The 22,967-nt window shown below is 56.1% G+C and carries 21 protein-coding genes; 12 read left to right on the plus strand and 9 right to left on the minus strand.

The features are described 5' to 3' along the window. The first annotated feature begins 24 nt into the window (after window positions 1–24). The 3 genes from MY052_RS10930 (at window position 25) to MY052_RS10940 (ending at window position 3,276) form a co-directional block, all read left to right on the plus strand. On the plus strand, window positions 25–300 hold the full coding sequence (locus MY052_RS10930; protein ID WP_035893201.1) for a metal/formaldehyde-sensitive transcriptional repressor: 276 nt from the start codon (window positions 25–27) through the stop codon (window positions 298–300). A gap of 22 nt (window positions 301–322) precedes the next feature. After that, window positions 323–1,441 (plus strand): S-(hydroxymethyl)glutathione dehydrogenase/class III alcohol dehydrogenase, encoded by a 1,119-nt coding sequence (locus MY052_RS10935; RefSeq protein ID WP_035893203.1) that lies wholly within the window; start codon window positions 323–325, stop codon window positions 1,439–1,441. A gap of 137 nt (window positions 1,442–1,578) precedes the next feature. Then, the gene (locus MY052_RS10940) at window positions 1,579–3,276 is read left to right on the plus strand and encodes a methyl-accepting chemotaxis protein (protein WP_248538798.1); all 1,698 of its coding nucleotides are present in this window, start codon (window positions 1,579–1,581) and stop codon (window positions 3,274–3,276) included. Window positions 3,277–3,384: 108 nt separating this feature from the next. Here MY052_RS10940 and MY052_RS10945 read toward each other — a convergent pair whose 3' ends face one another. The 4 genes from MY052_RS10945 to pcaH all read right to left on the minus strand — a co-directional run bounded on the left by MY052_RS10945 (window position 3,385) and on the right by pcaH (window position 8,540). Beyond that, on the minus strand, window positions 3,385–5,760 hold the full coding sequence (locus MY052_RS10945; protein ID WP_202217920.1) for a glucose/quinate/shikimate family membrane-bound PQQ-dependent dehydrogenase: 2,376 nt from the start codon (window positions 5,758–5,760) through the stop codon (window positions 3,385–3,387). A 286-nt stretch (window positions 5,761–6,046) separates the two neighbouring features. Then, on the minus strand, window positions 6,047–6,970 hold the full coding sequence (locus MY052_RS10950) for a LysR substrate-binding domain-containing protein (RefSeq protein WP_202217921.1): 924 nt from the start codon (window positions 6,968–6,970) through the stop codon (window positions 6,047–6,049). A 212-nt stretch (window positions 6,971–7,182) separates the two neighbouring features. Continuing rightward, on the minus strand, window positions 7,183–7,803 hold the full coding sequence (gene pcaG / locus MY052_RS10955) for a protocatechuate 3,4-dioxygenase subunit alpha (protein WP_035893209.1): 621 nt from the start codon (window positions 7,801–7,803) through the stop codon (window positions 7,183–7,185). Next, window positions 7,800–8,540, minus strand: coding sequence for a protocatechuate 3,4-dioxygenase subunit beta (gene pcaH / locus MY052_RS10960; protein WP_035893211.1), 741 nt, complete (start codon window positions 8,538–8,540; stop codon window positions 7,800–7,802). The genes pcaG and pcaH overlap by 4 nt, the downstream gene beginning before the upstream one ends. Before the next feature lie 227 nt (window positions 8,541–8,767). On the opposite strand from pcaH, the gene hglS reads away from it, so the two are divergent. The 4 genes from hglS to rimL all read left to right on the plus strand — a co-directional run bounded on the left by hglS (window position 8,768) and on the right by rimL (window position 14,102). Beyond that, window positions 8,768–10,111 (plus strand): 2-oxoadipate dioxygenase/decarboxylase HglS, encoded by a 1,344-nt coding sequence (gene hglS / locus MY052_RS10965; RefSeq protein WP_202217922.1) that lies wholly within the window; start codon window positions 8,768–8,770, stop codon window positions 10,109–10,111. A gap of 45 nt (window positions 10,112–10,156) precedes the next feature. Continuing rightward, window positions 10,157–11,662: a carboxylesterase/lipase family protein gene (locus tag MY052_RS10970; RefSeq protein ID WP_248538799.1), complete on the plus strand. Its 1,506-nt coding sequence runs from the start codon at window positions 10,157–10,159 to the stop codon at window positions 11,660–11,662. A 113-nt stretch (window positions 11,663–11,775) separates the two neighbouring features. Next, window positions 11,776–13,431: a glucan biosynthesis protein D gene (locus MY052_RS10975; RefSeq protein WP_035893216.1), complete on the plus strand. Its 1,656-nt coding sequence runs from the start codon at window positions 11,776–11,778 to the stop codon at window positions 13,429–13,431. A 119-nt stretch (window positions 13,432–13,550) separates the two neighbouring features. Then, complete coding sequence (rimL, locus tag MY052_RS10980) at window positions 13,551–14,102, plus strand: 50S ribosomal protein L7/L12-serine acetyltransferase (RefSeq protein WP_202217924.1); 552 nt, start codon at window positions 13,551–13,553, stop codon at window positions 14,100–14,102. Here the strand turns inward: rimL and ydcK are convergent. Further along, window positions 14,097–15,077 (minus strand): YdcK family protein, encoded by a 981-nt coding sequence (gene ydcK / locus MY052_RS10985; RefSeq protein WP_035893219.1) that lies wholly within the window; start codon window positions 15,075–15,077, stop codon window positions 14,097–14,099. The genes rimL and ydcK overlap by 6 nt on opposite strands. A gap of 125 nt (window positions 15,078–15,202) precedes the next feature. Here ydcK and MY052_RS10990 point away from each other — a divergent pair, with 125 nt between their 5' ends. From MY052_RS10990 to MY052_RS11010, 5 genes are all read left to right on the plus strand, one after another. Continuing rightward, the gene (locus MY052_RS10990; RefSeq protein WP_248538800.1) at window positions 15,203–16,171 is read left to right on the plus strand and encodes a threo-3-hydroxy-L-aspartate ammonia-lyase; all 969 of its coding nucleotides are present in this window, start codon (window positions 15,203–15,205) and stop codon (window positions 16,169–16,171) included. 57 nt (window positions 16,172–16,228) lie between these two features. Beyond that, entirely contained in the window at window positions 16,229–16,855 is a 627-nt protein-coding gene (locus MY052_RS10995) for a helix-turn-helix transcriptional regulator (protein ID WP_035893232.1), read from the plus strand. 114 nt (window positions 16,856–16,969) lie between these two features. Beyond that, window positions 16,970–17,974, plus strand: a complete 1,005-nt coding sequence (tehA, locus tag MY052_RS11000; protein ID WP_248538801.1) for a dicarboxylate transporter/tellurite-resistance protein TehA — start codon at window positions 16,970–16,972, stop codon at window positions 17,972–17,974. Continuing rightward, the gene (tehB, locus tag MY052_RS11005; protein WP_035893225.1) at window positions 17,971–18,567 is read left to right on the plus strand and encodes a tellurite resistance methyltransferase TehB; all 597 of its coding nucleotides are present in this window, start codon (window positions 17,971–17,973) and stop codon (window positions 18,565–18,567) included. Before tehA ends, tehB begins: the two co-directional genes overlap by 4 nt. A 146-nt stretch (window positions 18,568–18,713) precedes the next feature. After that, window positions 18,714–19,382 (plus strand): DUF3313 domain-containing protein, encoded by a 669-nt coding sequence (locus MY052_RS11010; RefSeq protein ID WP_115074110.1) that lies wholly within the window; start codon window positions 18,714–18,716, stop codon window positions 19,380–19,382. 62 nt (window positions 19,383–19,444) lie between these two features. Here the strand turns inward: MY052_RS11010 and MY052_RS11015 are convergent, their stop codons facing one another. The 4 genes from MY052_RS11015 to MY052_RS11030 form a co-directional block, all read right to left on the minus strand. After that, entirely contained in the window at window positions 19,445–20,617 is a 1,173-nt protein-coding gene (locus MY052_RS11015; protein WP_248538802.1) for a cytochrome c biogenesis protein DipZ, read from the minus strand. Then, a complete protein-coding gene (locus MY052_RS11020; RefSeq protein ID WP_248538803.1) occupies window positions 20,617–20,796 on the minus strand; it encodes a hypothetical protein in 180 nt (59 codons plus the stop codon). Before MY052_RS11020 ends, MY052_RS11015 begins: the two co-directional genes overlap by 1 nt. 99 nt (window positions 20,797–20,895) lie before the next feature. Then, a complete protein-coding gene (locus MY052_RS11025) occupies window positions 20,896–22,230 on the minus strand; it encodes an ATP-binding protein (protein WP_248538804.1) in 1,335 nt (444 codons plus the stop codon). Beyond that, on the minus strand, window positions 22,227–22,964 hold the full coding sequence (locus tag MY052_RS11030) for a response regulator (protein WP_248538805.1): 738 nt from the start codon (window positions 22,962–22,964) through the stop codon (window positions 22,227–22,229). Before MY052_RS11030 ends, MY052_RS11025 begins: the two co-directional genes overlap by 4 nt. Between the last annotated feature and the right edge of the window lie 3 nt (window positions 22,965–22,967).

Consider the following 22,967-nt stretch of genomic DNA (forward strand, 5'->3'; position numbering starts at 1 on the left):
CCCCCCTATACTATCGGAGGGCCTATGCCGCATTCACTCGAAGACAAAAAACGGGCTTTAAGCCGGGTACGTCGTATCAAAGGGCAGGTTGAAGCCCTGGAGCGCGCGCTGGAATCGGGTGACTCCTGCCTGACCATTTTGCAGCAGATTGCCTCTATCCGTGGGGCCTCTAACGGCCTGATGGGTGAAATGGTTGAGATGCACCTTAAAGATGAACTGGTGAGCGGCGAAACCACGCCGGATCAGCGCGCGGTGCGCATGGCTGAGGTAGGTCTCCTGCTTCGATCCTATTTAAAATAATCCCCTAATGGAAAAGACAGTTATGAAATCACGTGCTGCAGTTGCGTTTGGCCCTGGTCAGCCGCTGAAAATTGTTGAAATTGACGTGGCGCCGCCGAAAAAGGGCGAAGTGCTGGTCAAAATCACCCATACCGGCGTTTGCCATACCGATGCGTTCACGCTGTCTGGTGATGATCCGGAAGGCGTATTCCCGGCGGTGCTTGGCCATGAAGGCGGCGGTGTGGTGGTTGAAGTCGGTGAAGGCGTTACCAGCCTTAAGCCTGGCGACCATGTGATCCCGCTTTATACCGCCGAATGCGGCGAGTGTAAGTTCTGTAAATCGGGCAAAACCAACCTCTGTCAGGCCGTACGTGCCACTCAGGGTAAAGGCCTGATGCCGGACGGCACCACCCGTTTTTCCTATAACGGTGAACCGATTTATCACTACATGGGCACCAGTACCTTCAGTGAGTACACCGTCTGTGCAGAAATTTCACTGGCGAAGGTGAACCCACAGGCACCGCTGGATAAAGTCTGCCTGCTGGGCTGCGGTGTCACTACCGGGATCGGCGCGGTCCATAACACGGCGAAAGTGAAAGAAGGCGACACCGTGGCCGTCTTCGGGCTCGGCGGCATTGGTTTAGCGGTTATTCAGGGGGCGGTGCAGGCGAAGGCCGGACGCATTCTGGCGGTGGATACCAACCCGGAAAAATTCACCTTAGCGCGTGAAATGGGTGCCACCGACTTTATCAACCCGAAAGACTACGATAAACCGATTCAGGATGTGATCGTTGAACTGACCGACGGTGGCGTCGACTTCAGCTTTGAATGTATTGGCAACGTTAACGTCATGCGTTCGGCGCTGGAATGCTGCCACAAAGGCTGGGGCGAAAGCATCATCATCGGCGTGGCCGGTGCGGGTCAGGAAATTAAAACCCGTCCGTTCCAGCTGGTGACAGGCCGCGTATGGCGCGGTTCGGCGTTCGGCGGCGTGAAGGGCCGTACCCAACTGCCTGGGATGGTGGAAGAGGCGATGTCGGGCAAAATCCAGCTCGATCCGTTTATCACCCACCGCCTGCCGTTAGACCAGATCAACGAAGCGTTTGATCTGATGCACGAAGGGAAATCTATCCGTACCGTGATTCATTTCGGCGATAAATAATCCCCCCTCAACCAGCGGGATCTTCCCGCTGGTTTTCTGAAGTGTGACCCGCCTTACGTTTTGCACCTTTCCTGATAAGAATTCAGCGTCTATGGCCGATGACTCTATTACTTACCTCAAGTACAAGAGAGTTACTCATGGAAAAAAAATCCGCGCAGCCGAATCGCTCGCAAAAGGTCAGCTTTCTACATCATATTCGCCTTGTGCCGTTCTTCGGCTTTGTGCTGGGCGGTATTCTGGTGCTGTTTGCCTTGAGTTCAGGGCTGGCAGGCTATTTCATGTGGAAAGCCGATAACGACCAGCGCGATGTGACGCAGGAGTTGCAGGTCCGCGTTGGGCTTTCTGACAGCGCCAACTACCTGCGTGAAGCCCGTATTATGATGATTCATGCCGGGGCGGACAGCCGTATCGCCGAGATGGAGAGCATGAAGAAGAACCTGGCAGCGGCAGAAAACAGAATTAAACGCTCTCAGGACGGGTTCAAACTCTACACCAATCGCAGCGTGAAAACGGCGGCCGATGAAGCGCTGGATGCCGAAATGAATCAGCGCTATAGCGCCTATTTAGACGGCATGACGCCGATGCTGAAATATGCAAAAAACGGCATGTTTGAAGCCATCATCAACTATGAAAGCGAACAGGCTCGCGCGCTCGACGATGCCTATAACGACGTGCGCTTGAAGGTCATTGATATTCGTACCGCACGAGCTAACCAGCTTGCGGCATTAGCGCATGACCGTACCCGACTGGGCGGGTTGTTTATGGTCGGTGCTTTTATTCTTGCCGTAGTGATGACCATTATTACCTTTACCACCCTCCGTAGCGTGGTGATCCTGCCGCTGCAGCGAGCGGGCGCACGTATTGCCCAGATTGCGAGCGGCAATCTAACCATGGCAGATGAACCCGTAGGACGCAGTGAAATTGGTCAGCTCAACGGCAACCTGCAAAAAATGCAGCATGCGCTGGTGCAGACTGTGGGTACCGTGCGTCAGGGCGCGGAAGAGATCTATCGCGGAACCAGCGAAATTTCCGTTGGTAATACCGATCTCTCTTCGCGTACCGAACAGCAGGCGGCGGCCATTGAACAGACGGCGGCCAGCATGGAACAGCTCGCGGCGACGGTGAAACAGAACGCCGAGAATGCACACCATGCCAGCAAGCTGGCGGAAGATGCTTCCGGCAAGGCCTCCCGCGGCGGGCAACTGGTATCGGGTGTGGTATCGACGATGGGCAGTATCTCGACCAGCTCGAAGAAAATCTCGGAAATCACCTCGGTGATTAACAGCATTGCATTCCAGACTAATATTCTGGCGCTGAACGCCGCAGTAGAAGCGGCGCGTGCGGGCGAGCAGGGGCGCGGGTTTGCGGTGGTCGCCAGTGAAGTTCGCACGCTGGCAAGCCGCAGCGCCCAGGCCGCAAAAGAGATTGAAGGGCTTATCAGCGAATCGGTAACGTTAATTGAACGTGGGTCTGATGAAGTGGTGCGCGCGGGGACCACGATGACCGATATTGTTGATGCGGTGAAACGCGTGACCGACATTATGCTGGAGATTGCAGCGGCTTCTGATGAGCAGAATCGCGGGATTCAGCAGGTGAGCCAGGCGGTGACCGAAATGGATAACGTCACCCAGCAGAACGCCTCGCTGGTGGAAGAAGCCTCTGCGGCGGCGACGTCACTGGAAGAGCAGGCGGCGCGCTTAACCGAAGCGGTCGGCACTTTCCGCTTACAGGCAAGTGAACGTATTGAAACGGTCAAAACCACAGCAAAAGCGGCGTTTAACCCGGCTCGTCCGACTGCGGCAACCGCCGGTGCGGATAACTGGGAAACGTTTTAAGCGAAGGTCTATCAATAAAAAAGCCTCGTCACCATAAAGGTGGCGAGGCAGTGTAGGCCTGATAAGCGCAGCGCCATCAGGCACAATACGCGCACGATAGTTCGACTATCAGTGGCTATCCGGCAGCGCGTAGGCAATGATGTAATCACCGCGATCCGGCGACTGACGTGCGCCACCTGCGTTAATCACGATGTACTGTTTGCCAGTCTTCGGCGAAACGTAAGTCATTGGGCCTGACTGGCTGCCGACCGGCAGACGGTCTTTCCAGATCTCTTTCCCGGTTGCGGTATCAAACGCGCGCAGGTAGAAATCCTGAGTGCCAGCGAAGAACAGCAGACCAGACTGGGTAGACAGAGAAGCGCCCAGGGTTGGCATACCGATAGGGATTGGCATGTGCATGCGGATCCCCAGCGGACCGGTGTCTTCAACGGTACCTACCGGCACCTGCCAGACGATCTTACCGGACTTCAGATCCACGGCGGACATCGTGCCAAACGGTGGCTTCTGGCACGGAATACCCAGCGGAGACAGGAAACGCTCGCGCATTGCGCCATACGGCGTACCGTCCATCGGTACAATACCCATCTCGATGCCGCTGGCATTTTTCGCCACATTGGCGCGCGGCACCATGTAGTTTGCCAGACCCAGACGCATATCGTTGACGAACATCAGGCTGTTGTTTGGGTCAACGGATACGCTGCCCCAGTTCATCCCACCCAGTGAGCCAGGATACTGCAGGGAACGGTCTTCGCCTGGCGGGGTGAAGATACCCTGATGACGCATCTCTTTAAACTGGATGCGGCACAGCAGCAGGTCAACCGGCGTGGCGCCCCACATATCGGATTCTTTCAACTGCTCGTTGCCGATCATCGGCATGCCGACGGAGTAAGGCTGAGTCGGAGAGTAGCGCTCGCCAGGAACGTTGCCCGCCGGAACCGGACGTTCTTCGACTTTGGCTACCGGCTCGCCGGTTTCACGGTTGAGCATAAAGATCATGCCCTGTTTACTGGTTTGTACCAGCACCGGCGTGGTGCCGCCTTTACCATCTGGCAGGTCATACAGCAGCGGCTGAGAAGGCAGGTCGAAGTCCCACAGGTCGTGGTGGGTTGTCTGATAGTGCCAGCGTACTTTACCGGTGGTAGCGTCAACCGCCACGATAGAGGAGCTGTATTTATCGTCGAGCGCGGTACGTTCACCGGCCCAGAAGTCTGGGGTGGCGTTACCGGTTGGCAGGTAAATCAGGTTCAGCTTCGCGTCGTAAGACATGGCGGACCAGACGTTCGGCGTACCGCGCGTGTAGGTCATGCCTTCTGGTGGCAAACCGGTCAGGTTCGGGTTGCCCGGATCCCATGCCCAGGCAAGTTTGCCGGTATGGACATCATATGCGCGAACTACGCCCGGCGGTTCACCGGTAGAGAAGTTATCGGCAACGCGACCGCCGACCACCACCACGTTACCCGCCACTAATGGCGTAGAGGTCTGCTGGTAGTAACCCGGTTTGATATCGCCCATACCGACGCTCAGATCAACCACACCGTGGTCGCCAAAGTCGTCGCACACTTTGCCGTTATCGGCATTGATGGCAATCAGGCGGGCATCCGTGGTAGGCAGGAACAGACGACGCGGGCAGGCGGCGGGTTGCGTTGCCGTGGCTGGCGTGGTCAGGGCCTGGGTGTCTTCAAAATAACCGAGACCACGGCAGCGCTGCCAGTTTGGCGCGGTGGCTTTGGAATCGTAACGCCATTTCTCTTTGCCTGAATCGACATCCAGCGCCAGCACTTTGCTGTACGGCGTACAGACGAACAGCGTGTCGCCAATCTGCAGCGGTGTGTTCTGATCTTCGGCACCGGAGCCGTTGCTCTGTGGAATATCACCGGTATGAGCAACCCATGCGACCTGCAGCTTATCGATATTCTGCTTGTTGATCTGATCTAACGCGGCAAAACGGTCGCCGTGGGTGGTGTTACCCCAATGCTCCCAGTTTTTCTGCGCTTCGCCTGGTGCGACCGGTTTAACCGGTACCGGTTCCGTCGCGGAGACCAGCGTTTGCGGCTTGAACATGCCGCCAACGCTCACCAGCAGGATAACGGCGATAATCCCGGCGAGGATAAATGCCGGGCCTTTTTTCGCAGGCTGCGCGTGGGACATAAACGGCCATACCAGCGCACAAAGAAAGGCCAGTACGCCAAAGGTAAACAGGCGCGAGAAGAGCGGCCAGAAATCCCAGCCCGCATCGCTGATAGACCAGACGATCGCCACAATAAACGCCAGCGCGTACAGCACAATCCCGGCACGACGTTGACGCGCGATCAGAATGGCGCTGACCACCATCACGATACCCATCAGCGTAAAGAACCAGGTGCCACCAACGCTGGCGAGCTTAGCCCCCAGCGCGCCGATAGCCAGGCCGACGATCAACATCAGCGCGATAAGAAGCCACTGCAGAATTCGTGGGAATCCTCGTGGCACGTTGCCAGTTGCCATACCGTTCTCCTTAAAACAGCAAAATGTGCACAGTTGAACCATGTGGTGTGTTTTGTGCTGTGCTTTTGTTTTGAATGAAATGCTAGCGTGCTTCTAAATGAAGTATTTGGTTTGCCAATGCAATAACGAATGAACCATTTGGTTAAATTATAGGTATGATAGATCTGTTAAATTGCATTGCGCAATTGTTAATAAATAATTTCGCATTAATTGCGTAGAGCAATAGTAAAAGGGTGCGGAAAAACGAAGGAACTTAGCCCGCCAGGCGACGGGCCCGGGTGATTTTTCAGGAAGGCATTGACTTGCGAACTGCGCTCAATAGCGTCTGCGCGCCGGAAGAAAGCGGGGTATCCACTCGCGTCAGGATACCAATGGGTTCACCCTGACCCTGCGTCGCAATCGGCAGGGCGGTCAGCACGCCGCGGCGCAAATCGTCCTTCACCGCGCCGGAAGGGACGAACCAGATATAGTTGAAATCGACCGTCAACTGGCGGGAGAGCGACGCGGAAAGCGTCTCAATGCAGCCTGCGGGCATTTTGCAGCCCTGGCTTTGGAGCAGCGTTTCCGCATTCTGGCGGGGAACGGTACCCTTCGGTGAAACCACTACCGGCCACTCCAGCACGCGGCTCAGAGTGATATTTTCATGCAGCAGCGGGTGGTCGGGACGGACGACCAGCTTCAATGATTCCAGGAACAACAGCTCATAGTTCAACCCGGTCATCAGTTCCGGGTCGGACATGCGACCAATGCCCAGATCGATATCACCGGACTTCAGCGCCGCCAGCAGCATCGTATTGTTCATGGTGGCGACCTGAAGCGTCACGTCTTTTTGCTGCTGATGAAATTGTCCGATAACGGCAGGGAGCACGCCGAGCGCTGCGGTGGGCAGGGCACCGATGCGCACAACATCATTGTTAACACCTTCTTTACGTGTCAGCGCCTGACCCGCGGTATTTAGCGCATCAAGCACCTTCACGGCATGGGTTAAAAATTGTTCACCCACGAGGGTGAGTTGAGCCCCCAGACGGCCACGTTCGAAGAGACGTGTACCGGTTAGCTGTTCAAGTTCATTGAGCGTCTTGGAGAGCGCTGGCTGGCTTAAATTAAGGGTTTCAGCCGCTCGCCCCAAAGTTCCTTGCTGGGCGACGGCTACGAATGTGTGCAGATGGCGCAGGCGAATGCGCTGACTAAAGAGTGCGTTTTTTTCCATAAGCGATGTTAAAAACAGAGCGGCATGAGTGACAAGTAATGTTGTTTAAATTTGATAACTTGCTAGCAAATTATTATTAACATTTGTGCGGTTTAACAGACAAGCGATTTGTTGGATTAGAGACGTTCCCGGCGTCGCTGCGCTCGGCCGGGCTACTTTGCGATAGGTAACCCGGCAGTACAAATGCGACGCCGGGTCAAAGCGCACTAACCTTACAGATCAAAAAACACCGTTTCGTTTTCGCCCTGCAAATAAATATCGAACCGATACACCGTCTCATTGCCGCGCGTCTCTTTATGCGCAATCAGCGTCTTGCGACGCACTTCCCACTCAATCAGGTTCAGCACAGGATCTTTGCTGTTTGCCTCTTGCTCGTCTGGGAAGTACATCCGCGTATTCAGACCGATGTTGATCCCGCGCGCCACGATCCACAGATTGACGTGCGGTGCCATCATGCGCCCATCGCGGCCGACCGCTTGTCCCGGCTTAACGGTATCAAAACGCCAGACGCCGCTATCGAAGTTGGAGCAGGCGCGACCCCAGCCGCGAAAATCTTCATCCAGCGTTTTTTCGTGCTGTTGGTCCGCGACATGGTTATAGCGCCCGGCGGCGTTGGCTTGCCATATTTCAATCAGCACATCGCGCACCGGTGTGCCGGAGCCGTCGAACACGCGCCCCTCGATGGCAATATGCTCTCCGGGCGTGTGGCTGTTGGTCAGGGTTGAACCAAAATTCTTCTCAAAAATATGGAAGCCTGCGGCATCCGGCGCTAGGCCAATATGCACATAAGGGCCGGCGGTTTGTGACGCCGTTTCCGGTAAATAGTCTTTCATCGTGCAGCCCCCTGAGTACGATTTTCAAACAACGTGGCGCGCTGGCCGCGCAGCACCAGATCGAAACGATAGGCCAGACAGTCGAGCGGTACGGCAGCATGGGTATCCAGCTCGGCGATAAGCGTACGTACGGCATCATCGTTATTGATGGTTTTGACGATAGGGCACTGCTTGATAAGCGGATCACCCTCAAAATACATCTGGGTGATCAGGCGCTGGGCGAAGGCTTCGCCAAAAATAGAGAAGTGAATATGCGAAGGACGCCAGTCGCTCACCTGGTTACGCCACGGATATGGGCCGGGCTTGATGGTGCGGAAGAAGTAATAGCCATTTTCATCAGTGAGAACGCGCCCACAGCCGCCAAAGTTGGGGTCAATCGGAGCCAGATACTGGTCCTTCTTATGGCGATATCGGCCCCCGGCGTTGGCCTGCCACACTTCAACCAGCGTATTTTTCAGCGGGCGGCCGAAGCCATCGCGCACGTAGCCATGAACGATGATGCGTTCGCCAATAGGCAAACCGTCTTTGGCGTAGTTGAGGATAAGATCGTTATCCAGCGGGCCGAGATCCTGCTGGGAGAAGACCGGGCCGGTGATTTCTGACAGCGAATTTTGCAGCGAGATAAGGGCATTGCGCGGCGAGCGCAGCACGCTGGTTTTATAGCCCGGCGCGTGGGCTGGGGGATGATTGTTGTAATCCCGGTGAATCACTTCTTGCGGTGACCATTTTGTGCTCATAGGTGGCTCCGTGTAGGGTATTTTATTATTGCCACAGACAGTGTGTGTAAATGTTTTGTTAATTTAAAGTGAATTTAAGGTATATTTTTAATAACCCTGGGTTATGTAATCAGAACCATTCACTCAATAAGTTCAGTCAGTTGCCGCGATCACAGTTTGTAAATTCTTACCGCATAGCGTCATGGCCTTTCCTACACTGCAAATATATTCACAGGAGGCAAGGCATCATGGCGCACACCCTTTCGGCGGATGATATTCGTGAGGAATTTTCACAAGCAATGTCGGCAATGTATCAGCAAGAAGTTCCGCAATATGGAACCCTGCTGGCATTAGTGGCTGACGTAAACCTGGCCGTGCTGGAAAATAACACGCGTCTGTATGAACAGCTGGCCAATGCGGATGAGCTCGCGCGACTTAATGTTGAACGTCACGGCGCGATCCGAGTGGGTACGGCAGAAGAACTTGCCACGCTGTGCCGGATGTTCGCCATAATGGGAATGGAGCCGGTGGGCTATTACGATCTGTCGGTGGCGAACGTTCCGGTACACTCGACCGCCTTTCGGCCGGTGGACGATGCGGCGTTACAGCGTAATCCGTTTCGTATTTTTACCTCTTTATTACGTCTTGAGCTTATCGACGACCCGAATCTGCGCCAGAAAGCGGCAAAGATCTTAGCCGAGCGCGATATCTTCACGCCGCGCTGCCGGGCGCTGATGAATCTGCATGATGAGCAGGGCGGATTCACCGCTCAGCAGGCGCAGGAGTTCGTGCGGGAAGCGCTGGAAACCTTCCGCTGGCATCGGCATACCACCGTTGACCAGGAGACCTATCAGGCGCTGAACCAACAGCATCGCTTGATTGCCGATGTGGTCTGTTTCCCCGGCTGCCACATTAACCATCTCACGCCGCGGACGCTGGATATCGATCGCGTGCAGGAACTGATGTCCGATTACGGTATTGAGCCCAAAGCAGTAATTGAAGGGCCGCCGCGCCGGGCGGTGCCGTTACTACTCCGCCAGACCAGCTTTAAAGCGCTGGAAGAGCCTGTGCAGTTTGCCGGGGAGTCGAACGGCACGCACACCGCGCGCTTTGGCGAAATTGAACAGCGTGGGGTGGCGTTAACGCCTAAGGGCCGTGCGCTGTATGACAAACTGCTCAGCGAGGCGGGGGTTGGCAAAGATAACCTGACTCATCAGCAGCATCTGCAAGAGGTATTCAAAGCGTTCCCGGATAGCGAGTTCTTACTGCGCCAGCAGGGGCTTGCCTGGTTCCGCTATCGCCTAACGCCGACAGGTGACGCCCACCGCCAGGCGATTCACCCAGGCGATGATCCTCAGCCGTTTATCGAACGCGGCTGGATTATCGCCCAGCCCATCACCTATGAAGATTTTCTGCCGGTGAGCGCCGCCGGGATTTTCCAGTCGAACCTGGGCGGTGACGCGCAAACACGCACGCAGGGCAATGCTAGTCGCGATGCCTTTGAAACGGCGCTTGGCCGACAGGTACTGGACGAATTCAGTTTGTATGAGGAGGCTTCTCTACGCAGTAAACGGCGTTGCGGTCTGCTCTGAAACGGGTACTCTGCACAGGAGTGAAGAGAAAAAGGATGAGAATCAATGCAGAGTGCCGCAATTCAGGTGGAAACCAGACAAGGGACGTTAACGGGCGTAGTCGAAGGTGATACCCATCTGTGGTGCGGTATTCCTTACGCGGCACCGCCGGTGGGCCCGCTCCGTTGGCGTGCGCCACAGCCGGTGACGCCCTGGCAGGGCGTGCGTCAGGCGAATGCCTTTTCCGCTGCCAGTTGGCAGAGCGCGGAGTACTGCCAGGAACTTGGCGGCGGTGACCCCGGCCGCTTTTCTGAAGACTGCCTCTACCTTAACGTCTGGTCCCCCGCTAAACGTCAGAGGCCGCTGCCGGTGATGGTCTGGCTGCACGGCGGTGGTTTTACCATTGGTGCAGGCGCGCTACCGCCTTACGACGGTAAAGCGCTGGCTCGACGCGACGTGATTGTCGTTACGCTCAACTATCGTTTGGGCCACCTCGGCTTCTTTGCCCATCCGGCTCTTGACGGGGAAGACGGCGAACGGCTCTACAATTTTGGTCTGATGGACCAGGTTGCCGCGCTACGTTGGGTGCAGGAAAACATTGAAGCCTTCGGCGGCGATCGTGACAACGTCACGTTATTCGGTGAGTCGGCAGGCGCGCGCAGCGTGCTGTCGTTGATGACCTCCCCGAAAGCCGTGGGGCTGTTCCATAAAGCTATCATTCAAAGCGGCTATACCTTGCCCGACCAACCGCGCGACGTGGCGCTAGCGCGCGGTGAGCGACTGGCCGAACATTTCAATCTGCCGAATGCGTCAGCACAAGATCTGCGTGATATTCCCGCCGAGGCATTCTGGCCGCTGACCGCACCCCATAATATTGGCCCCGCGCCCATCGTCGGCGACTCCGTGCTGCCGCAGCCGATGCTCGACGTTTTCTTCGCCGGGAAACAGCACGTCATGCCGGTGATAGTGGGTTCCAACAGTGATGAAGCTAGCGTGATGGCGGTATTTGGCGTGGACCTGGCGGGCGAAATTCAGAAACTTCGCCGCGAGCGCCGTCTGGGGCTGGGACTTATCAAGCTGCTCTATCCGGGGGTGAAAGGTGATGAAGAGCTGGGCCGTCAGGTCTGCCGGGATATGGCGTTCACGACCCTGGGCTATGTGGTGATGCAGGCGCAACAGCGAGTGAATCAACCCTGCTGGCGTTACTGGTTTGATTACGTCGCCGAAGCCGAACACGACACCTATTATCACGGCGCGTGGCACGGCAATGAGGTGCCCTATGTCTTCGACACGCTGGGGCAAATCATGCCCTCGCGCGAGTACGCTACGCCGCGCGATCTCAAGGTGGCGTCTCAGGTGGCGGACTACTGGGTCAGCTTCGCCCGTGATGCCAACGCGCGCCATACCGTGCTGCCGGGACCGGTGCGCTGGCCCGCCTGCATGCGCGGTCGCGACCGGCTTTTGCGCATTGGCTTACGCAAGCACGCCGGGTTCCACGTGGAAAATCGCTTTATGCGCGCGCGGCTGGCGCTGTTCAAACGCGTCATGAAGCATCATGTGAGTCTGGATTGACAGATTTTGTTGCGCTAGCAATTGGATTATCAATCAATTTTGTCTAGAGTGGGCGGCAATAACGCCGTTTTTATTTTGCAGCATTCCGACTTTAAAAGGACGCTTTGCCAGGCATGAACCGCAGACACTTTCTTAAATCTTCAATGGCTGTTGCCGCCGTGTGCGGAACTTCCGGTTTCGCATCGCTATTCTCCCAGGCCGCGATGGCAGAGGACTCCGGCATTGCCGACGGCCAGACGCGTCGCTTTGATTTCGGCGTACTGCAATCTATGGCGCACGATCTCTCCCGCCAGCCGTGGAGCGGCGCGCCGCGCCCGCTGCCGGATACCCTGGCTAACCTGACGCCGCAGGCCTACAACAGCATTCAGTATGACGCTGAACATTCGCTGTGGAACAACGTCAAAGAGCGCCAGCTGGACGTGCAGTTTTTCCATGTCGGGATGGGCTTCCGCCGTCGCGTACGGATGTTCTCGCTGGACCCGTCAAGTCATCAGGCGCGTGAAATTCACTTCCGCCCGGAACTGTTCCAGTACAACAATGCTGGCGTAGACACCAAACAGCTGGAAGGGCAGACCGACCTCGGTTTCGCCGGTTTCCGCGTGTTTAAAGCGCCGGAACTGGCGCGCCGCGATATCGTGGCGTTCCTTGGGGCGAGCTACTTCCGTGCGGTAGACAGCACCTATCAGTACGGCCTGTCCGCGCGCGGCCTGGCGATTGATACCTATACCGACTCGCTGGAAGAGTTCCCGGACTTCACCTCTTTCTGGTTTGAAACCGCGAAGCCGGGCGATACCTCCTTTACCGTGTACGCGCTGCTGGATAGCGCCAGCGTCACCGGAGCGTACAAATTCGTCGTGCACTGCGAAAAAGCACAGGTGATCATGGATGTGGAGAACCATATCTATGCGCGTAAAGACATCAAGCAGCTCGGCATTGCGCCAATGACCAGTATGTTCAGCTGCGGCAACAACGAGCGCCGGGTCTGCGACACCATCCACCCGCAAATCCACGACTCCGATCGTCTGGCGATGTGGCTTGGCAACGGTGAATGGGTGTGTCGTCCGCTGAACAACCCGCAGAAGCTACAGTTCAACGCCTACCAGGACAAAAACCCGAAAGGCTTCGGGCTGCTGCAGCTCGACCGCGATTTCACCCACTATCAGGACGTCATGGGTTGGTACAATAAACGTCCAAGCCTGTGGGTGGAGCCGCGTAATCAGTGGGGTAAAGGGGCCGTCAGCCTGATGGAAATCCCTACCACCGGCGAAACGCTCGATAACATCGTCTGCTTCTGGCAGCCGGAAAAACCGATGAAGGCGGGCGATACGCTGAACTTCAGCTACCGCTTATACTGGAGCGCAATGCCGCCGGTACGTTCCCCGCTGGCGCGCGTGCTGGCTACCCGCACCGGTATGGGAAGCTTCCCGGAAGGCTGGGCACCGGGCGAGCATTACCCGGAAAAATGGTCCCGTCGCTTCGCTATCGATTTTGTTGGTGGCGACCTCAAAGCCGCTGCACCGAAAGGGATCGAACCGGTCATTACGCTCTCCAGCGGGGAGGCTAAGCAGATTGAGATCCTCTACGTTGAACCGTTCGACGGCTATCGCATTCTCTTCGACTGGTATCCAACCTCTGATTCCACCGACCCGGTAGATATGCGCCTGTTCCTGCGCTGTCGTGGCGATGCCATCAGTGAAACCTGGCTGTATCAGTACTTCCCGCCAGCGCCGGATAAACGTCAGTATGTTGATGACCGCGTAATGAAATAATTTGCCTGTCATCGTGTAGGCCGGATAAGGCATAGCCGCCATCCGGCACTCTGCGCCGTTATGCCTGATGACGCTGCGCTTATCAGGCCTACTCGACTTCCGCCAATTGAGGCACCAGAATGACTACCGCTGAAATTATCACCGTCAATGACACCGTTACCCTTCATGCGGTGAATGAAAGCCACGTTACCGGTCTCTTTGAACTGGTGATGCGTAATAAAGTCTGGCTACAGCAAACGCTGAATTGGCCGCAGTTCGTCAACAGTGAACAGGATTCTCGCCAGAACGTGCAGGGTAATATGATGCTGCACCAGCGCGGTATCGCCAAAATGTTCCTGATTTTTGTCGATGATACGATGGCTGGCGTCCTGTCTTTTAACCAGATTGAACCCTCAAACAAAACGGGTTATATCGGCTATTGGCTGGATGAAGACGCGCAGGGGAAAGGGATTTTGTCGGCGTCACTACAGGCGTTTGTTCGCTACTATGCCGAACGCGGCGAGATTCGCCGCTTCGTCATTAAGTGCCGGGTCGATAACCTGCGCAGCAATCAAGTCGCGCTGCGCAATGGCTTTGCGCTGGAAGGGTGCTTGCGCCAGGCCGAGTTTCTCAACGGTGTTTATTACGACCAGAACATTTATGCCCTGATTGTTGACGACGCGGCGCTATAGCGCGCCAAACAGCGGGGTGCGGGTAATATGCTGCGCCCCGGTCAGTGCTTTACGCCCGCGCAGATGGATCGCCTCTCCAGGCAAAGCCTCCACCACCACGCTATCGGTGATATCAATGTGATACTCGATCAGCACATCGCCAATCACCCGCGCATCGCCCTGAATAAGCACGTGATCGTCGAGTAATATCGGCCCGCCCTGTAAGCGCGCGTTGCCGCCAACCATCACGTGGTGCTTCAGCACGCAATTACCTTCTACTACCGCATGTTCAGCCACCTGCGAGCTGTAACGAATCGTTGGGATCTCATCTTCGCCGCGCCCGGCGATAATGCGCGCATTGCCGTAAACTTTAGCGCAGTCGCACACCCAAATGTTGTTCTCCTCATTCCCATCCAGACGAGCGCTATCGAAGATTTCTGCACGGTGTTCAACAAAGGCATGAATCAGCATGGCTTTGCCGAAGATTTGCGCCTGATGCACTACCCGGCAGTGGCGAAGCTGCGCGGCGTCGTAGATTTGCAGGAGTTGCTCGCTATCGGCGGTTAACCCTCTGGCCCCGACAATTTGCGACTGTTCCGCAATGTAGGCATAGCCGAACAGATGGCAGTGGCCATGAACCTGGGAATCATGTACGGCCGCATCGCCGTTGACTCTAGCGTAATGGCTGATGCGGCTGGCTTGCACCCATGCGTTACCGCCAACTTCTGCCTGATGGCTAATTTCGCAGGGTTGCGTAATTCTGGCGTTTTCGGTGACCCGGGCCCCGGCGTACACCAGGCTGTTTTGATCGTAGATCCAGCATTCACCATCGTGGCTGAGCGACAGCTCGTTTTCTACCCAGCCTCCGAGGCTGCCAGCGCTGACATCGGCAAAATCCTGTAGGGCAATAATCTGGCGTACCACCACGCTCTCTCTGGCGCCGGGTTCGCCAATTTGAACGCTGCGCGTTTCATCGCTGAGACGGTATTTTTTCATGATGGCCTCACAGGTATGCAGATAGAGTAAATGTAGCAAACCATTGTGAATCGCGAGCGAACCGGTGTATAACCCACAGTTAAACGAATAGTATTATTTAATACAAAGTGTATTGAGGTGATGAAATGAGTGAACAAAAGCTCCCTGATTACGGCGACGTAGTGGCCGCGGCAGAACGCATTGCGGGCTACGCGAACCGAACACCGGTGATGACCTCACGGACGGTTAATGAGGCGTTTGGTGCTGAAGTCTTTTTCAAATGTGAGAACTTTCAGCGTATGGGGGCGTTCAAATTTCGCGGAGCGATGAATGCGCTGCTGCAGTTTACGCCTGCCCAGCGTACGGCAGGGGTCGTAGCGTTTTCATCCGGCAACCACGCGCAGGCAATTGCCCTGTCGGCGAAGTTGCTAGGCATTCCGGCCACCATCGTGATGCCGCTGGATGCTCCTGCGGTTAAGGTGACCGCGACGAAGGGCTATGGCGCTAAGGTTGTCACTTACGATCGCTATACCGAAGACCGAGAGCAAATTGGCCGTGACCTGGCGCAAAAATACGGCCTGACGCTGATCCCGCCGTATGACCATCCACACGTGATTGCCGGTCAGGGGACAGCGGCTAAAGAGCTGATTGAAGAAGTCGGCCCACTGGATGCGCTGTTTGTCTGCCTTGGCGGCGGTGGGCTGCTTTCGGGTTCTGCGCTGGCGGCTCGTCATTTGTCGCCGGAATGCGCCATTTACGGCGTTGAGCCAGAGGCGGGGAATGACGGTCAGCAATCGTTTCGCAGCGGAAAGATTGTTCATATCGACACCCCTAAAACCATCGCCGACGGCGCACAGACCCAGCATCTTGGGGCGATCACCTTCCCGTTAATTCAGCAGAATGTTGATGACATTCTGACGGCCAGCGATGATGAACTGATCGCGGCGATGACCTTCTTCGCTGAGCGCATGAAAATGGTGGTTGAGCCAACCGGGTGCCTGGGATTTGCCGCCGCGCGGGCGCGAAAAGCTGCGTTACAAGGTAAGAAGGTGGGCATTATCGTCAGCGGTGGCAATGTGGATATCAGCCGCTATGCCGCTTTGCTGGCGGGCTAGCATCGAGTCGCCTGTCCTGACAGGCGGCATCATCTTATGGAAGACAAGGCGCAACCGATGGCAAATCATGATGACCACTCCCTGCTAAAGCAGATTGAGACCATTGCAAAAGGGCTCAGCGACACCTTTGCGCCGTTTTGTGAAGTGGTGGTGCATGACCTGACGCACCCGGAACACTCGATACTGGCGATCCACAATAATTTATCCGGTCGTAAGGTGGGCGAACCCACGACGGAAATGGGGCTTGCGCGTATCTCCTCACCGGACTTCCCGGCGCTGGTTGCCAACTACGCGAATCAGTTTGCTGATGGTCGCCCGGTGAAAAGCACCTCTATTGGTATTAAAGATACCTCGGGACAGTACGTTGCGGCGCTGTGCCTGAACGTCGACATGACGCTGTTTCGCGGAATGCAAAGCGCATTGGCGCAGTTTACCTCGGTGGAGAACGCCCCGGTAGAAGAGCATCTTGAGCCGTCGGGGCTTGAGACCATCCGCCTGCGGATTGACCGTTTCGCCGCGAAGCGGGCCACGACCGCACGCGCGCTGAGCCCTGATGACCGAAAATCGGTGATTCAGGCGCTGCGAGCGGAAGGATTGCTTGAGCTACGTAAGTCGATGGAGACAGTGGCGCAGCATCTGGGAATATCCCGAGCCACGGCTTATCTCTATGCGCGGCAGAAGTGAAATATGAGCGGGGATTTCACGGACTGAAGTTCGTCTATACTTCCTTTTCGCGCTAGCGCGGCATAAAAGAATCATTTAAAATGCAACTTAACTAAATTTGATTAATTAAACTAAATGCATAATAACGATAATGAAGCACGGGTCCTTAATCTGCCCGTAGGCTACTTTGGGATGGTACTGGGCACCATTGGTATGGGCTTTGCCTGGCGTTATGCCAGCACGATTATGCCGGTGAGTCATTATATTGGCGATGCGCTGGTGGTACTTGCCATCATGATGTGGAGCTTGCTGACGCTGGCTTTTCTGACGCGTGCGGTGCGCTTTCCGTACAGCATCTGGCAGGAGATGAATCATCCCATTGCCAGCAGCTTTGTCAGCCTGTTTCCGGCCACCACCATGCTGGTGTCGATTGGCGTAACGCCGTGGGTAAGACCGCTGGCGCTGGCATTGTTTTGTATCGGGGTGACGTTGCAGCTCGGTTACGCCGCCTGGCAAACCGCCGGACTGTGGCGAGGGGAGCATCCTGCGGATGCGACAACCCCGGGGCTCTATCTCCCTACTGTGGCTAACAACTTTATTAGCGCAATGGCCTGCGGCGCGCTGGGCTTTAACGATGCCGGGCTGGTGTTTCTTGGTGCCGGGGTTATCTCGTGGATTACTCTTGAGCCAGCCATCGTCCAGCGTTTACGCAGCGGCGGCGTGCTCTCCGTACCGCTACGTACCTCACTTGGCATTCAATTGGCTCCGGCGCTGGTGGCCTGTAATGCGTGGCTGAGCATCAACGGCGGTCATGCGGATGTGTTCGCCAAAATGCTGTTCGGCTACGGGCTATTGCAGCTATTGTTTATGCTGCGCCTGATGCCCTGGTATCTGCGCCAGGCGTTTAACGCCTCGTTCTGGAGCTTCTCGTTCGGTATTTCCGCACTGGCCTCCACCGGGCTGCATCTTGGGCACGCCAGCGGTTCTGGTTTTTTCCATAACCTGGCGCTGCCGCTGTTTATATTCACCAATATCGTGATCGGCCTGCTGCTGATTAAAACGCTGCTATTGCTGCTTCAGGGTAAACTTTTGACCCGTGTTGCGCGGTCAACACTGATGAAACCGAAGGATGAACAATGACAACTCGTGACGAAAACTACTTCACCGAAAAATATGGCCTGACCCGCACCCATTCCGATGTGCTTCACGCGGCGTCGCTGATTAAACCAGGTAAAACGTTAGATCTTGGCTGTGGCAACGGGCGTAACAGCCTCTATCTGGCAGCGAACGGCTATGACGTCACGGCGTGGGACAAGAATCCGATGAGCATTCAGAATCTGCTCTCGATTCGTGAGTCTGAAGGGCTGGAAAATCTACAGGCGGCGGTGAAGGACCTGAATACGCTGACCTTTGACGGTGAGTACGATTTTATTCTATCGACGGTGGTGATGATGTTCCTTGATGCGAACACCATTCCGCGCTTGATCCCGAATATGCAGCGCTGCACCAAACCGGGCGGCTACAACCTGATCGTTGCCGCGATGGATACCGATGATTTCCCTTGCACGGTCGGTTTCCCGTTTGCGTTTAAAGCCGGTGAGCTGAAAAACTATTATGAAGGGTGGGATTTGCTGAAATATAACGAGGATGTCGGCGAACTTCATCGTACCGACGAAAACGGCAATCGTATTAAATTACGCTTCGCTACGATGCTGGCACGTAAGAATTCATAATTAATATTTATATAACGGGCGCAAGCCCGTTATGCTGTGAATGTTATTTTTGAATAATGCGAGCACTCTCTATTTTTGCCGCGACAAACTCCTGATTCATTTGCTATAACTTACTGGCATTTGTGCATTTATCAGGGATTATTCTCATGCGTACTCAAGCGTTTTTCAAAGCGGCGGCCCTCGTGGGCGTTCTGGCATTAGCAGGCTGTGCATCAAAGACCACAACTCCTCAGCAATACTCAGGATTTTTAAAAGACTATTCTGGCCTGAAGGAAGCAACAACGGCGTCAGGAAAAACGGAACTGCGTTGGATCTCTCCGGACTACAACCCGGCTAACTACGCGAACGTCGTCTACAACCCGGTAACGTATTATCCGGTACCGAAGCCGACGACCCAGGTTGGGCAGAAAGCGCTGACCGACATTCTGAACTACACCAACACCGAACTGAAAAAAGCCATCAGCGAGCGTAAGCCGCTGGCAACCACCGCTGGCCCACATAGCCTGATCTTCCGCGGCGCGATTACCGCCGTTGACTCCAGCAAAGAAGGCCTGCAGTTCTATGAAGTGATTCCAATCGCGATGGTGGTTGCGGGTACTGAAGCCGCCACTGGCCACCGCACTATGAATACCAACCTCTACTTTGAAGGTGAGCTGATTGATGCGGCGACCAACAAGCCGGTCATTAAAGTGGTGCGTAAAGGCGAAGGTAAAGACCTGTCTAACTCCAACGCTCAGCTGACGCTGGATACGTTGAAACAGGTGATTGATGATATGGCGATTGATGCGGTTAAATTCGATCCATCGCAGAAATAATTTTACTTTGGCGTGATGAATAATAGAGGGCGACACTCAGGTGCCGCCCTTATTTTATTTATTCAGATTTTTGCTTCTTTTAAAAGCGCGGCAATCACCGCATCTTGCTCCGAATAATTTCCCTCACCGAAGAAGGTATATCGTAACTGACCTCGCGCGTCGAAAAGATAGTGCGCTGGCCAGTATTGATTCCCAAAAGCGCTCCAGATTTGGTAATTATTGTCGGTGACGACGGGATAGGTGATGTGCCATTTTTTTACCGCGTCTTGCACCGCGTTGACGTTTTTCTCATGTGGATATTCCGGCGTATGTACGCCAATGACCTCCAGACCCTGCGGCCGATATTTTTCCGCCCACTCACGCACGTGTGGCAACGTGTGCTGGCAGTTAATACAGTCGAAGGTCCAGAAATCTATCAGTACCACTTTGCCTTTGAGCGACTCGCTGGAGAGAGGGGGGCTGTTGATCCAACCGGTACCGCCGTCCAGCGGCGGCAGGGCGCTATCGGCGACCGGCTGAAGCTTCACCGGGGTGACAGGAAGCCAACTGACCAGATGCTGCTCAAGCTGCGCCGAGAGACCCGTCGCGCCTTGCAGTACGCTGGTGGTGCCGGATGCAATCAGCACCACCGACGCCAGCATCGTCATTCCGGCCAACTGTTTCAGGCGCTCGATCACGGCTGTCCTGTTGCGTAACCAATGCAGCACGCGCTGCCCGCCAAGCCAAAGCAGCCCCAGCATGGCGGCACAGCCGCTCCCGTAGGCGGCGAGGAGCACGCCGCTGGAGGCGCTACTGCCCTGAACAACGCCAAGACTCAGGATAGCGCCCAGCACCGGGCCTGCACATGGCGCCCATAAAAGTCCGGTTGCAATGCCTGCCAACAATGCAGCCATCACGCCGCGACGGCTCAGACTTTTGTCGTTTACCCGGTTTCCTAATCGCACCGCCGGAGCCATCAGGCGCTGGGCGATGCGCGGGGATATAAGCGATAGCGCCACCGTGCCAAGAAAGACGAGCGCCAACCAGCGGCCTGCCTGCGCCACGTGTACGACCCAGGCGCTGGCAACCGTCACCAGCAGCGACAGTACGGTAAACATCACAACCATACCCGCGAGCATAGCGAAAAGATGTCGCTTCTGGCCTTTCACGCTGGCAAACAGGAAGGGGATCACCGGCAGCGTGCAGGGGCTTAGCAGCGTTAACATCCCGCCGAGAAACGCGATGATAATAGCCATCAGACACCTCCTCGTACGTTACGAACACGAGCCGGTTGGTCGGCGGTTTGTACGGCATTCGTGGGGATGCTGCTGCCTGTGAGTGCCGTGCGTAGCGTCTGGCTATCGGCGGCGGCGCAGGCAGCCGCCTGTAAGGTGGTGGCAGCAAAGCCGAAGAAAAACTGTCTGAACCGGGTCATAAATCACCTCATCTTAACGATGCCTGGCTGGCAGGCGATGAGATGATTTAATCGTACCGGTGTCGTGGGAATGTGTCGGCAAAAGGCCGTTTTGTCTGCTTACATGTCGTTGGATGGCGCAGATACATGAAGATACAAAGGCAGCTGCAGTTTCGCCGACAGGCCACCCTGCGGACGGTTGCTGAGGCTGAGCTTACCCTGTAAACGTACCGCCAGCTGCGAGGCAATAGCAAGCCCCAGCCCGGTGCCGCCGGTGTGGCGGTTGCGCGAAGACTCCAGCCGGTAAAACGGTTGCAGCACGGCGTCCAGTTCATGGTCTGGTATACCGGGCCCGTTGTCCGCAATATCAATGATCAGCCAATGGTCATCGACCTGCTGAAGCGTTAATTGCGCTGATTCGCCGTACTTCAGCGCGTTATCGACGAGATTCGTGACCACGCGCCGTAGCGCCTGAGGGAAGGTGGTGAGCGCCATCGGCGTGCCCGGAGAGCGGTACGTTACCGGATGCCCGGTATCGGTATAGTCGCATACCAGGGTGTCGAGAAACGCGTTAAGGTCGAGGCGCTGGCTTGGCTCCTGAACGCTTTCGGTGCTGCGCGCATAAGCAATGCCTTCGCGCACCAGACGCGTCATGGCATCCAGATCCTGCATTAGCTTGTCCTGTAACGCCGGTTCCTGCGCCATCTCGACTCTCAATTTCATGCGCGTGATTGGCGTTTGCAGGTCGTGAGAGATGGCGGCAAGAATGTGCGTGCGCTCTTTGAGATAGTGCTGGATCCGCGCCTGCATGGCGTTAAAGGCTCGTGCCGTCTGTTGTACCTCCAGAGGGCCGTGCTCGTTCATCGGTTGCGGACTGTCGGAGGCGGGCTCGAGGGTCTCTACCGCGCGGGTAAACTGCCCCAGTGGGCGAACAACCTGGCGTACGGCAAGCCAGGCGAAAATCAGCAGTAGCAGGGGTTGCGCTACCAGTACGATGGGGAGCCAGCGGGCAAGCGCCGGAAGCTGCGGATGCATATCAATTGTTAATGGGCTGCCATCACTGAGGCGTAGGTGAGCCTGAATATGCTCACGCGGGCCGGGGAGGTGGCTTACCGTCAGTGAATACTTATTTCCCAGCGCATTGTTAAGCGTCTCGACAATGCCGCGCGTTCGCCAGCCGGTGGGTGCCGGCCCCGATTCACCTGCCGTAGTCAGGTACTGATAGTTGCCGCGCGCCAGATGGGGAAGCCAGGCTTGACGTTCGCTTGCGGGCAGGCGGTCGAGGATGGCGACGCTGGTGGCAACATCGTTCTCCAGGGTATTGAGCATCACGCTGCGCGCGCTGCTCATTCGCTCGTACAGCAGCAGCGACAGCGTCAGACTATTGGCCAGCAGCAGGCCGCCAAGCACGATCAACACCAGCCGATAAAGCAAAGATTGCGGCCATAGCCTCATTCGTGGTGTTCCCTAATTTCCACCGGCATTGCCAGCACATAGCCTTCACTGCGCACGGTTTTGATATACGCCGGTTCGCGAGCGTCATCGTTCAGGCGCTGGCGCAGGCGGCTGACCAGAAGATCGATTGAGCGTTCGAACAGCTCTGCGTCGCGCCCCTGGGTCAGGCTGAGCAACTGGTCGCGGCTTAACACCCGTTGCGGATGATCGACAAACACCCGCAGCAGACGGTACTCCGCGCCGCTTAACGCCACCACCAGTCCGCTATTGTCTATCAGGTGTCTGGCGGTGGTATCGATCTGCCAATCGCCGAAGGCAATCAGACGCCCGGTTTCGCTAATCTGCAAATTGGGCGGCAGGGCACGATAGCGGCGAAGAATCGCTTTAATACGCGCCAGCAGTTCGCGGGCGACAAACGGCTTCACCAGATAATCGTCCGCGCCCATCTCCAGCCCCAGAATGCGGTCTGCATCATCACCGCGGGCGGTGAGCATCAGCACCGGCACGTTCTGGCGATCGTTACGTAGCTGGCGGCACAGCGTCAGCCCGTCGTCGCCGGGCATCATGATATCCAGCACCACTAAATCCACCTGATTACCGCCCATATAGGCGCGCATCGCCTTGCCGTTGCTGGCCCCTGTTGCCCGGTAGCCTGATTTAATCAGGTAGTCGACGACCAGTTCACGGATGTCGTGGTCGTCGTCCACCACCAGGATATTGTCGATATGTTCCATGCA

The sequence above is a fragment of the Kluyvera ascorbata genome (assembly GCF_023195735.1).
GTDB classification, from domain to species: domain Bacteria; phylum Pseudomonadota; class Gammaproteobacteria; order Enterobacterales; family Enterobacteriaceae; genus Kluyvera; species Kluyvera ascorbata.

Bases quoted from the DNA above. Each gene is read 5' to 3' on its own strand.
- MY052_RS10930 (WP_035893201.1), top strand. From the start codon at position 25: ATGCCGCATTCACTCGAAGACAAAAAACGGGCTTTAAGCCGGGTACGT.
- MY052_RS10935 (WP_035893203.1), top strand. From the start codon at position 323: ATGAAATCACGTGCTGCAGTTGCGTTTGGCCCTGGTCAGCCGCTGAAA.
- MY052_RS10940 (WP_248538798.1), top strand. From the start codon at position 1,579: ATGGAAAAAAAATCCGCGCAGCCGAATCGCTCGCAAAAGGTCAGCTTT.
- MY052_RS10945 (WP_202217920.1), bottom strand. From the start codon at position 5,760: ATGGCAACTGGCAACGTGCCACGAGGATTCCCACGAATTCTGCAGTGG.
- MY052_RS10950 (WP_202217921.1), bottom strand. From the start codon at position 6,970: ATGGAAAAAAACGCACTCTTTAGTCAGCGCATTCGCCTGCGCCATCTG.
- pcaG (WP_035893209.1), bottom strand. From the start codon at position 7,803: ATGAAAGACTATTTACCGGAAACGGCGTCACAAACCGCCGGCCCTTAT.
- pcaH (WP_035893211.1), bottom strand. From the start codon at position 8,540: ATGAGCACAAAATGGTCACCGCAAGAAGTGATTCACCGGGATTACAAC.
- hglS (WP_202217922.1), top strand. From the start codon at position 8,768: ATGGCGCACACCCTTTCGGCGGATGATATTCGTGAGGAATTTTCACAA.
- MY052_RS10970 (WP_248538799.1), top strand. From the start codon at position 10,157: ATGCAGAGTGCCGCAATTCAGGTGGAAACCAGACAAGGGACGTTAACG.
- MY052_RS10975 (WP_035893216.1), top strand. From the start codon at position 11,776: ATGAACCGCAGACACTTTCTTAAATCTTCAATGGCTGTTGCCGCCGTG.
- rimL (WP_202217924.1), top strand. From the start codon at position 13,551: ATGACTACCGCTGAAATTATCACCGTCAATGACACCGTTACCCTTCAT.
- ydcK (WP_035893219.1), bottom strand. From the start codon at position 15,077: ATGAAAAAATACCGTCTCAGCGATGAAACGCGCAGCGTTCAAATTGGC.
- MY052_RS10990 (WP_248538800.1), top strand. From the start codon at position 15,203: ATGAGTGAACAAAAGCTCCCTGATTACGGCGACGTAGTGGCCGCGGCA.
- MY052_RS10995 (WP_035893232.1), top strand. From the start codon at position 16,229: ATGGCAAATCATGATGACCACTCCCTGCTAAAGCAGATTGAGACCATT.
- tehA (WP_248538801.1), top strand. From the start codon at position 16,970: ATGCATAATAACGATAATGAAGCACGGGTCCTTAATCTGCCCGTAGGC.
- tehB (WP_035893225.1), top strand. From the start codon at position 17,971: ATGACAACTCGTGACGAAAACTACTTCACCGAAAAATATGGCCTGACC.
- MY052_RS11010 (WP_115074110.1), top strand. From the start codon at position 18,714: ATGCGTACTCAAGCGTTTTTCAAAGCGGCGGCCCTCGTGGGCGTTCTG.
- MY052_RS11015 (WP_248538802.1), bottom strand. From the start codon at position 20,617: ATGGCTATTATCATCGCGTTTCTCGGCGGGATGTTAACGCTGCTAAGC.
- MY052_RS11020 (WP_248538803.1), bottom strand. From the start codon at position 20,796: ATGACCCGGTTCAGACAGTTTTTCTTCGGCTTTGCTGCCACCACCTTA.
- MY052_RS11025 (WP_248538804.1), bottom strand. From the start codon at position 22,230: ATGAGGCTATGGCCGCAATCTTTGCTTTATCGGCTGGTGTTGATCGTG.
- MY052_RS11030 (WP_248538805.1), bottom strand. From the start codon at position 22,964: ATGGAACATATCGACAATATCCTGGTGGTGGACGACGACCACGACATC.